Annotated in this window: 12 protein-coding genes; 4 read left to right on the top strand and 8 right to left on the bottom strand. The window is 71.8% G+C overall.

What is annotated here, in order from left to right; translation table 11 throughout:
• Positions 1–264 precede the first annotated feature (264 nt).
• Positions 265–522, bottom strand: coding sequence for a WhiB family transcriptional regulator (locus tag ABZ951_RS26030; protein WP_004937597.1), 258 nt, complete (start codon positions 520–522; stop codon positions 265–267).
• A 320-nt stretch (positions 523–842) separates the two neighbouring features.
• The gene (locus ABZ951_RS26035) at positions 843–1,811 is read right to left on the bottom strand and encodes a diacylglycerol kinase family protein (protein ID WP_344091784.1); all 969 of its coding nucleotides are present in this window, start codon (positions 1,809–1,811) and stop codon (positions 843–845) included.
• Positions 1,812–1,915: 104 nt separating this feature from the next.
• Here ABZ951_RS26035 and ABZ951_RS26040 point away from each other — a divergent pair, with 104 nt between their 5' ends.
• Complete coding sequence (locus ABZ951_RS26040; RefSeq protein ID WP_344091786.1) at positions 1,916–2,413, top strand: hypothetical protein; 498 nt, start codon at positions 1,916–1,918, stop codon at positions 2,411–2,413.
• 27 nt (positions 2,414–2,440) lie between these two features.
• On the opposite strand, the gene ABZ951_RS26045 is transcribed toward ABZ951_RS26040, so the two are convergent.
• The 4 genes from ABZ951_RS26045 to ABZ951_RS26060 form a co-directional block, all read right to left on the bottom strand.
• On the bottom strand, positions 2,441–3,376 hold the full coding sequence (locus ABZ951_RS26045) for an RNA polymerase sigma factor SigF (RefSeq protein WP_344091788.1): 936 nt from the start codon (positions 3,374–3,376) through the stop codon (positions 2,441–2,443).
• A 16-nt stretch (positions 3,377–3,392) separates the two neighbouring features.
• Entirely contained in the window at positions 3,393–3,806 is a 414-nt protein-coding gene (locus tag ABZ951_RS26050) for an anti-sigma regulatory factor (protein ID WP_102920692.1), read from the bottom strand.
• A 212-nt stretch (positions 3,807–4,018) separates the two neighbouring features.
• Positions 4,019–4,564 carry a GNAT family N-acetyltransferase gene (locus tag ABZ951_RS26055; protein WP_344091791.1) on the bottom strand — a complete coding sequence of 182 codons (546 nt, stop codon included), beginning with the start codon at positions 4,562–4,564 and terminating at the stop codon, positions 4,019–4,021.
• Between the two features lie 63 nt (positions 4,565–4,627).
• Positions 4,628–4,888, bottom strand: coding sequence for a UBP-type zinc finger domain-containing protein (locus tag ABZ951_RS26060; protein ID WP_344091793.1), 261 nt, complete (start codon positions 4,886–4,888; stop codon positions 4,628–4,630).
• Positions 4,889–4,961: 73 nt separating this feature from the next.
• Between ABZ951_RS26060 and ABZ951_RS26065 the strand changes: the two genes are divergently transcribed.
• Positions 4,962–6,563 (top strand): Na+/H+ antiporter, encoded by a 1,602-nt coding sequence (locus tag ABZ951_RS26065; RefSeq protein WP_344091795.1) that lies wholly within the window; start codon positions 4,962–4,964, stop codon positions 6,561–6,563.
• Positions 6,564–6,698: 135 nt separating this feature from the next.
• On the opposite strand, the gene ABZ951_RS26070 is transcribed toward ABZ951_RS26065, so the two are convergent.
• Both ABZ951_RS26070 and ABZ951_RS26075 read right to left on the bottom strand, forming a co-directional pair.
• Positions 6,699–7,625, bottom strand: coding sequence for a pyridoxal-phosphate dependent enzyme (locus ABZ951_RS26070; protein WP_344091797.1), 927 nt, complete (start codon positions 7,623–7,625; stop codon positions 6,699–6,701).
• A 37-nt stretch (positions 7,626–7,662) separates the two neighbouring features.
• Positions 7,663–8,253, bottom strand: a complete 591-nt coding sequence (locus ABZ951_RS26075) for a peptidoglycan recognition family protein (protein ID WP_344091799.1) — start codon at positions 8,251–8,253, stop codon at positions 7,663–7,665.
• 166 nt (positions 8,254–8,419) lie between these two features.
• On the opposite strand from ABZ951_RS26075, the gene ABZ951_RS26080 reads away from it, so the two are divergent.
• Complete coding sequence (locus tag ABZ951_RS26080; protein ID WP_344091801.1) at positions 8,420–9,331, top strand: glutaminase; 912 nt, start codon at positions 8,420–8,422, stop codon at positions 9,329–9,331.
• A 158-nt stretch (positions 9,332–9,489) separates the two neighbouring features.
• The gene (locus tag ABZ951_RS26085) at positions 9,490–9,711 is read left to right on the top strand and encodes a hypothetical protein (protein WP_344091803.1); all 222 of its coding nucleotides are present in this window, start codon (positions 9,490–9,492) and stop codon (positions 9,709–9,711) included.
• Positions 9,712–9,817 lie beyond the last annotated feature (106 nt).

The following is a 9,817-nucleotide window of genomic DNA, read 5'->3' on the forward strand; positions in this document are numbered from 1 at the left end:
TGGTGGCTGGTCGCGCAGTTCCCCGCGCCCCTTGCCGTGCCCGGCAGGGTGCTGAGCCCCCGGGCTCACATGCTCCGTCGGCAGTCGGATGTCTCGTCTGCGGGCGCATCGTGGCTGGTCGCGCAGTTCCCTGCGCCCCTTCGGGCGCGCACCGCACAGCACTGAGCCCCGGACCCAAGCGGGTCCGGGGCTCAAAGCTCGTTGCTTACTGCTTGGCGCATCGGGGGGTACTGCGCGCTGCGGCTCGGGGGCCGAGGGGCGACGTCAGGCGGTGGCGTTACGCGCCCGGTTGCGAGCGGCACGGCGCTTCATGGCGCGGCGCTCGTCCTCACTGAGGCCGCCCCAGACGCCGGAGTCCTGGCCGGACTCGAGCGCCCACTGCAGGCACTGCTCCATCACGGGGCAGCGGCGGCAGACGGCCTTGGCTTCCTCGATCTGCAGCAGCGCAGGACCGGTGTTGCCGATGGGGAAGAAGAGCTCAGGGTCTTCCTCGCGGCAAACGGCGTTGTGACGCCAGTCCATGGCTGCTCCATCTCCTCGTAATTGCGGCTACGTTGCTTGTGAATGTGAACGCTTTCACGAATCCCCCCGCAAGGGAAGGGCTGACGACCAGTCGGAACTGGGGCAGTCCAGGAAAAAGGGAGGGGGTTCGGGCTGAGTCGGGGAGGCTTGATGAGCGGCCGTCCCGATCGCCATGAAGAGACTCGCAAACCTCGGCGGCGGATACAACCCCTTCTGGAAAGTTTTTTTTGATTCCTCGGTGTCGGCTAGGTCACAGCCGTACTTCCAGGGGGTGGAACCCAGCCTAAACGTTCGAGTGGAAGGACTTTAGGCCCTACCACTCACACAATCACACGCAGTGCACGGCGAACGCCTGTGAACGTCACGCTTCTGCGCAGTCCGAGGTGGTCACCGTCCATCTGGAAGGGCAACGGGGCCTGGGAATGCAAGGTGAAGGCGGTCTCGTCATGCAGTGACACGGCGTGTTTGCCGTGCGGTCCGCGCTCGGGCGTCGACGTCAGCAGCTGGGTGACGTAGCGGCCGGCCGTGGTGGCGGAGATCTTGGTGAATCCCAGCACGTCAAGGGCGGTGTCGAAGGACGCCTGCGGCGACGCGTAGATCGGCCGGTTGCCCAGATACGTCCACGGCGCGGTGTTGCAGATTATCGACATGACGAGATTCTCGAGTGGCTCCTCGCCCGGCCGTTCGAGCGTGATGGAGCCGTGCCGACGGCTCGGCTCGCCGAGGAATTGACGCATCACCTGTCGCACATACAGAGCATGTGTCGAACGCTTGCCGCGCTCGCGCTGCTGCTCCACCCGGCCCACGACACCCGCGTCGAACCCGAATCCGGCACAGAAGGTGAACCAGCGGGACGGGACGCCCTCGTCCTCCGTGCCCGGAGTGCCGGCCGCCAGACCCAGACCGACCGTGCGTTCGGTCCCCTCGCGGAGCGCGCTCAGCAGGGCGCCCGTCGCCTCCACCACCTCGTTGGGCAGACCCAGCGCGCGGGCGAAGACGTTCGTGGAGCCGCCGGGCACCACGGCGAGCCGGGGCAGGCCCTCCGGGTCGGGGCCGTTGTGCAGCAGACCGTTGACGACCTCGTTGACCGTGCCGTCGCCGCCGAGCGCGACCACGAGGCCGGTGTTGCCGTCCTCCGCCGCCCGGCGCGCGAGATCGCGTGCGTGTCCCCGGTACTCGGTGGTGGCGACCTCCAGCTTCAGGTCGCTGGCGAGCGCGTGCACCAGGACATCGCGAGTACGGGCACTGGTGGTGGTGGCCGAAGGGTTGACCACGAGAAGCGCACGCATGCGCGCCAGCCTACCTACCTGTGGGTACACGGCCCATCCCCGGCCCGCCTTCCGTGGCCGCCACAGCCCCCCTCGCGGCGTCGGTGTGCGGTTACCCTGCAAGGGTGAGCAGCAAGCAGTCCGCGCCGAAAAACGCCCGTAAGAGCACCGCGCAGAAGCAGCGGAAGCAGACGCCCGAGCCGGCCGCCGAGCCGGTCGCCGAGCCGAGCGGTCCGCGGCCGTCCCGGTTGACGGCTGCCGCCGCGCTGACCGCTCTCGAAGGCGTCGCCCTGGCCCTGGGCGGGGTGTATCTGCTGGTCATGGGGCTGCTGGGCAAGCCTGACAGCCCGCAGCAGGCGGAGATGGGCGGGCTGACGGTGCTGGCCCTGGCCGCGCTGCCGCTGGTGGCGGCGCGCGGACTGTGGCTGCGGCGGCGCTGGAGCCGGGGGCCCGCGATGATCACCCAGATCATGGCGATGCCCGTCGCCTATACGTTCGTCAACGGGGGCGGAGCGCTGATCGCGGCGGGCATCGCCCTCGCGCTCGTCGCCCTGGCCACGCTGGCGCTGGTGGTGAACCCGACGGCCACCGAGGCCCTCGGCATCGGTCCCCGCGAGACGTAAGTCCGCGGGAAGCCCGCCGAGGGCGCGCTACTCCTCGATCAGCAGCCGCTCCCGCAGCTGGGCCAGGGTGCGGGCCAGCAGCCGGGAGACGTGCATCTGGGAGATCCCGACCTCCTGGGCGATCTGCGACTGGGTCATGTTGCCGAAGAACCGCAGCAGCAGGATCTTCTTCTCGCGCGGCGGCAGATCCTCCAGCAGCGGCTTGAGCGACTCGCGGTACTCGACGCCCTCCAGCGCCTCGTCCTCCGCGCCCAGGGTGTCGGCGACCGCCGGCGACTCGTCGTCGGTGTCGGGGACGTCCAGGGACAGGGTGCTGTAGGCGTTGGCGGACTCCAGGCCCTCCAGCACCTCCTCCTCGGAGATCCCCAGCTGCTCGGCCAGCTCGTGGACCGTGGGCGAGCGCCCGTGCCGCTGGGAGAGCTCGGCCGTCGCCGTCGTCAGGGCCAGCCGCAGCTCCTGGAGCCGGCGCGGCACGCGCACCGCCCAGCCCTTGTCCCGGAAGTGCCGCTTGATCTCGCCGACCACCGTGGGGGTCGCGTAGGTGGAGAACTCCACCCCGCGGTCCGGGTCGAAGCGGTCGACGGACTTGATCAGGCCGATGGTGGCGACCTGGGTGAGATCGTCCAGCGGCTCGCCGCGGTTGCGGAAGCGCCGCGCCAGGTGCTCCACCAGGGGCAGGTGCATCCGCACCAGGTGATTGCGCAGCTCGGCCCGCTCGGGCGAGCCGTCCGGCATGGCGCGCAGCTCGATGAACAGCGCCCGGGCACCGCTGCGGTCGTTCGCGTTCGGGTGCCGCTGCCACTGCTGGTGCTGGTGCTGATCCATGTGGTCCGCCCGCTCTGGTGGGTCGCTCGCCTCGCCCGGCACCGGGGTCACCGGATCTCCCGGATCCTCCGGGAGCACGCGGGCAGGCTGCTGCGGGATGGCCGGGGTACGCACTCCCCGCGACGATGCAGTACTCACGGAGCCCCCTCTTCCGTCACGGCTGTCCGGGGCCGGCGCCGCGCTTCTTGTGCAGGCTGATGCTGACCGTACGGTCCTCCGCGACCGTCGAGTCGACCTCGCCGGCCAGGGCGGAGAGCACCGTCCAGGCGAAGGTGTCGCGCTCGGGCGCGCGGCCGTCCGTGGTGGGTGCCGAGACCGTCACCCGGAGCGCGTCGCCCACCAGGCGGAAGACGCAGCTGAGTACGGAGCCGGGAACGGCCTGTTGCAGGAGGATCGCGCACGCCTCGTCCACCGCGATGCGCAAGTCCTCGATCTCGTCGAGGGTGAAGTCCAAGCGGGCCGCCAGACCGGCTGTCGCCGTCCGGAGCACCGACAGGTAGGCACCCGCAGCGGGCAGCCGGACTTCCACGAAGTCCTGGGTCCCGGGCTCGCCTGCGATTGGGGACACCCTCACCTCCAAGGTGGCACAAGCTTCTTGAGCTGTTACGAGCACCGGCCCCGCGCCCTGTAGGGGAGCCCTTCGGACGAAGGGTGGCACGGCCCGGTGCGGCACATGGTTCGGCTGCGACGCTATCGCGATCTGCGGTTCCGTGGAGCAGCCCCGCGACTGTCACTCATGGTAAACCCATGAGCACGGACAGTGGCTAGGGGCTTGCGGTCTCAAATCGAAAGAGCGGTCGCCCTGTTGGGATTTTCGTCACTCTGCGCGAGCGCCGCAAGAGTGTGGAGCGCTTCTCCGGACATCCGTTGCCCCGTCCATTCGTCCAGCGGCTCGGCGCCGAAGGATGTGTAGAACGCGATCGAGGGTGCGTTCCAGTCCAGCACTGACCATTCGAAACGCTGATACCCCCGGTCCACGCAGATGCGGGCGAGCTCCGCGAGGAGCGCCCGGCCGTGGCCCTCGCCGCGGGCCCGCGGCCGTACGTAGAGATCCTCCAAGTAGATACCGTGCGTACCCGTCCAGGTGGAGAAGTTGCGGAACCAGAGGGCGAAGCCGACCGGTTCGCCGGGCGAGCCGCCCTGCTCGGCGACCGGTGCGTCACTCTCCGCTATCAGCGCGAAGACCGCCGGATGCTCCCCGAACAGTGCCTCGCGCAGCTGCTCCTCGCTCGCCCGAGCCTCCTCCAGCGCCCGTTCGTATGCCGCGAGTTCACGGATCATCGCATGGATGGCGGGAACATCGGCGGCCGTAGCGGGTCGGATCATGTGTGCATGCTAGCGGGCGGCGGTGACAGCGCCCCGGCAGCCGGGGCCCGGCCCCGCCCCGCCTCAGACGATCCGCTCGTCCACATAGCACCAGCGCCAGCTCTGCCCCGGCTCGAAGCTGCGCATCAGCGCGTGCCCGCTCTCCGCGAAATGCCCGGTGGCGTGCCGGAACGGCGACGAGTCGCAGCACCCCACATGGCCGCAGACCAGGCACAACCGCAGCTGCACGGGGTGGCTGCCCGCGGCGGCGCACTCCGGGCAGGTCTCGGTCAGCGGGGCCGGCTCGGGGCGCGGCAGCGCGGGAACGTGCGGACACTCGCTCATGATTGCCAGGTTAGATCGCCTTGCCGACAGCCCGGCGGGGCCGGCCGACTCCCGGAAGGACGGGCGGGGACCGATGGACGTCATGCCGCTGCTGCTGCTCGTCGCGGGCAGCGCCGCCATCGCCGGTGCGGCGCGCCGCACCCCCGTGCCCGCGCCCCTGCTCCTGGTCGCCGCCGGGCTGCTCGCCGCGTACGTGCCCGGGGTGCCCGACTACACCCTCGACCCGCACATCGTGCTCCCCCTGCTGCTGCCGCCCCTGCTGCACACGGCCGCGCTCGACAGCTCGTACCTGGACCTGCGGGCCAACCTGCGGCCCGTCGCGCTGCTGTCGGTCGGCTACGTGCTCTTCGCGACCCTCGCTGTCGGCTACGTGGCCTACCTCGTCGTCCCCGACCTGCCGCTGACCGCGGCCCTCGTGCTCGGCGCCGTCGTCGCCCCGCCCGACGCCGTCGCCGCCACCGCCATCGCCCGGCGCCTGGGCCTGCCCTCCCGCATCACGACGATTCTCCAGGGCGAGTCCCTGGTGAACGACGCCACCGCGATCACCGCCTTCAAGGTGGCGCTCGCCGCCGCCGTGGGCGAGGGGGCGACCTGGGGCGAGGGGCTGCGCGAATTCGCGATCGCGTCGATCGGCGGGATCGGCGTCGGGCTGATCCTCATGGTCCCCCTGCACTGGCTGCGCAAGCGCCTGCGCGAGCCCCTCCTGCAGAACACCCTCTCCCTCCTCATCCCCTTCGCCGCCTACGCCGCCGCAGAACAGGTCGAGGCGTCCGGGGTGCTCGCCGTCGTGGTCGTCGCCCTCTACCTCGGACACCGCTCCTGGCAGGTCGACTTCGCGACCAGGCTCCAGGAGGCGGCCGTGTGGCGAATGGTCGCCTTCATCCTGGAATCCACCGTCTTCGCGCTCATCGGCCTCCAGCTGCCCGTGGTGCTGCGCGGCCTCGGCGAGTACAGCTTCGAGGAGGCCGCCGCCTGGTACGCATCCGCCGTGTTCGCCGCCGTCGTGGCCGCCCGGTTCCTCTGGGTCTACCCCGCGACGTTCCTGCCGCGCGCCCTCTCCCCGCGCCTGCGCGAACGCGAGCGCGACACCACGTGGAAGGGCGCGCTCGTCGTCGGCTGGGCCGGGATGCGCGGCGTCGTCTCCCTCGCCATCGCCTTCTCGATCCCCGTGACCACCCACAGCGGTGAGGCGTTCCCGGCCCGCAACCTCGTCCTCTTCCTCACGTTCACCACGGTGATCGGCACGCTCGTCGTCCAGGGCCTCACGCTGCCCCCGCTGATCCGCCGGCTGCGGCTGCCCGTCCCCGACGCCGGGGCCGCCACCCTCGCCGAGGCGCAGGCCCAGAGCGAGGCGTCCGCCGCCGCCGAGCGCCGCCTGACCGCACTCCTCGCCGACGAGCGCAACGCCCTCCCGCCACCCCTCGCCGACCGCCTCCGCACGGTCATGGACCGGCGCCGCAACGCGGTCTGGGAGCGGCTCGGCGCGGTCGACGAGATCACGGGGGAGTCGGCCGACGACACCTACCGCCGCCTGGCCCGGGAGATGATCGGCGCCGAGCGCGAGGTCTTCGTGTCGCTGCGCGACGCCCGGCGCATCGACGACGAGATGCTGCGGACGCTGCTGCGCCGGCTGGACCTGGAGGAGGCGGCGGCCTACCGGGAGGAGATGGGCTGAGCAGGCTGCTGCCCGGAGGGCCGGTACGGCCCGGCGCCCACCGTGCCGCGCGGGTGGCGCGCGTCCGCGGCCGCGGGGGACCGTGACGTACGGCGAGGGCCGGGCGTGGTGCCGCCTGTCCGGTGGGCCGCGCCGCTACGCCGCCCCCGTCACCACCGCCGCCACCGTGCTGCCGCGGGGGAACGCGCCCTCCTCGGCCAGCGTCGTCAGGCCGTACAGCGCCTTCGCGACATACACGCGTTCCAGGGGGAGGCCGTGGCGGGCGGTGAAGTCGTCGGCGAACGCGTCCAGGGCCGGGGTGCTCCGGGCGTAGCCGCCGCAGGGGAAGCGCTCGTCCAGGCTCCAGTCGCCGCGCGGGCCGCCGAACGCCTCCTCCTGGAGCCGCCGCACCTCACCGCCCAGGAAGCCGCCCTTGAGCACCGGGAAGCCGATGGCCCGACCGCCCGCGGCCAGCCCGGCCGCGAGGCCCGCCAGCGTGCCGCCCGTGCCGCAGGCGACCCCCACGACGTCGGCCACGCCGCTCAGCTCCCGCCCCAGCTCGCCGCAGCCGCGCGCCGCGGCCGCGTTGCTGCCGCCCTCCGGCACGACGAAGCAGCGGCCCCCCGCCTCGGCCACCAGGGCGGCCAGCACGTCCGGCTCCGCCTTGCGGCGGTACGTGGCGCGGTCGACGAACCGCAGCCGCATGCCGTCCGCCGCGCAGCGCGCGAGCGAGTCGTTCAGCGGCCGGTCCGCCAGCTCCTCGCCCCGGACGACGCCGACCGTGGCGAAGCCGAGCAGCCGGCCCGCCGCCGCGGTGGCCCGCAGGTGGTTGGAGTACGCGCCGCCGAACGTCAGCAGCGTGCGGTGGCCGGCCCGGGCCGCGGCCCGCAGATTCGGCTCCAGCTTGCGCCACTTGTTGCCCGGCAGCTCCGGGTGTATCAGATCGTCCCGTTTGAGCAGCAGCCGCACACCGCGGCGCGTGAACCGCTCGTCCCGGAGCTCCTGGAGCGGGGACGGCAGCCGCGGCCGCAGCGCGGCGAGCCCGCCGAAGGAGGCGTCGGGGTGGGAGAGATCGCTGGTCACGCCCCTATTGTCGCCCGGCCGGCCCGGGCGGGCGACGTTACTTGAGCCGCTCGCGGACGCGCTCGCGCAGCCGGTCCATGGAGAAGCCGGTCGGGTCGACCTTGCCCGGCCGCCATTCGAGGTGACCGATGACGGACCGCTCCGACCAGCCGTGGAAGCGGCAGATCGCGGCCGCCACCTGCTCGACGGCCAGCAGTTGTTCCTCCGGCCACGGGTCCTTGCCGTCGCCTCTGTTAACGCACTCGAAGCCGTAGAAGTGGACGTTGCCGTCGGTGTCGGCCCAGCGGACGGGGGGCAGCCGCTTCTCGGCGATCACGGCCTGGAGGACGTCGCCGTCGCCGCCGCCCGCGTGGTTGGCGCGCCCGCAGCCGACCAGGTGGATCCGCCCGTCCTTGGCGATGACGCCGTGGCACAGCGGCCCGGGCAGCTCGTCGTAGCCGTTCCAGCACAGCCGCACGGTGCTGTCGGTGCCCGAGGTGGCCGTGTGGTGGATCATGACGCCGTTGACCGGGCCCCAGGGGCCGTGGCCGTCGCGGTTGTGGTTGCGCCAGCCGTCGACCTCGACGACCGTGGCGCCTTCGCGTCTGAGTGCGGCGAGGAACTCGTTCGCGGACATGGGTGGGGCCATGCCGCCTCCTTGCGGGACCGGGTGGCGTACGCCGGACGCGTAGGCCGAATGACCCCCTTGTACCCAAAAGTTCGCAGGTGGGCCGGGCGTTCGGATATCGTGCGAGCCGATCCGGCCTCAGGCCGAAAATCTCATCGTCGACACGGAAGCGCGAGACTGAAGGACAGTGGACTACCAGGCCGTTCTCGAAGAGGTCGCCGAGTTCGCCCGGCCGCTGGTCGGCCGTGGGCAGGTGGCCGACTACATCCCGGCCCTGGCCGGCGTGGACACCGGGCACTTCGGGATGGCCGTCGCCGACATCGACGGCGGGGTGTACGGCGTGGGGGACTGGGAGCGGCCGTTCTCCGTGCAGTCCATCTCCAAGGCGTTCAGCCTCGCGCTCGTCCTGGCCGAGGGCGGCGAGCGGATCTGGGAGCGGGTCGGAACGGAACCGTCCGGAAATCCCTTCAACTCCCTCGTGCAACTCGAATACGAGAACGGCATCCCCCGTAACCCCTTCATCAACGCGGGGGCCCTGGTCGTCACCGACCGGCTCCAGACGCTGACCGGCGACGCCAGCACCACGATGCTGGAGTTCCTGCGCGCGGAGAGCGGCAATCCGGGCGTCTCCTTCGACCCGGCGGTCGCCGCGTCCGAGACCGAGCACGGCGACCGCAACGCGGCCCTCGCCCACTTCATGGCCAGCTACGGCAACCTCGACAACCCCGTCCCCACGGTCCTGGAGCACTACTTCTGGCAGTGCTCCATCGAGATGAGCTGCCGCGACCTCGCCCTGGCCGGCGGCTTCCTCGCCCGCCACGGCCTCCGCGCCGACGGCACGAGGCTGCTGCCGCGCCGCGAGGCCAAGCAGGTCAACGCGGTCATGCTCACGTGCGGGACGTACGACGCGGCGGGCGACTTCGCCTACCGGGTGGGCCTGCCGGGCAAGAGCGGCGTGGGCGGCGGCATCATCGCGGTGATACCGGGCCGCTGCACCCTGTGCGTCTGGAGCCCGGGCCTGGACGCCAGGGGCAACTCGGTGGCGGGCGTGGCGGCGCTGGACCACTTCACGACGCTCACCGGGTGGTCGGTGTTCTGAGGGGCCACGGTGTCGGCCGGGGGTCCGGGGGTTGCCCCCGGGAGCCGGGGTACGACATTGACCGGGTGGTCGGTGTTCTGACGGCCCCCGAGCCGCCGCAGGCGGGGTGGCAGGCGCCCGCTCGGTACTCCATCGTTGCTCCCGGAGGTGGTGCCGCCATGGAGCACGAGCTGCGTGCCGAGTACGTGGACGGGAACGAGCCGCGGGATCCGGACGTGAAGGTCAAGAACTGGCACGTCGTCCGCCAGGAGGACACCACGGCGATGTGCGGCCGTGAACTCTCCCCGGCCGCGGCCACCCGTTCCACGGACGACTGGGGCAGTGGCAAGGTGCCGATCTGTCACTCGTGCGGGGCGTTGTTCCTCCGGGAGTCGCCGTAGCCTGCCGTCGGGTCGTGGGGGTGCACCACCGCTGCGCGGCGGTGTCCTCAATCGCCGGACGGGCTGCTGTGCCTTGTCCTCAAGCGCCGGACGGGCTATTCAGCCC

This window comes from Streptomyces sp. NPDC046215 (assembly GCF_040646215.1).
In the GTDB taxonomy this organism is placed as follows: domain Bacteria; phylum Actinomycetota; class Actinomycetes; order Streptomycetales; family Streptomycetaceae; genus Streptomyces; species Streptomyces stramineus.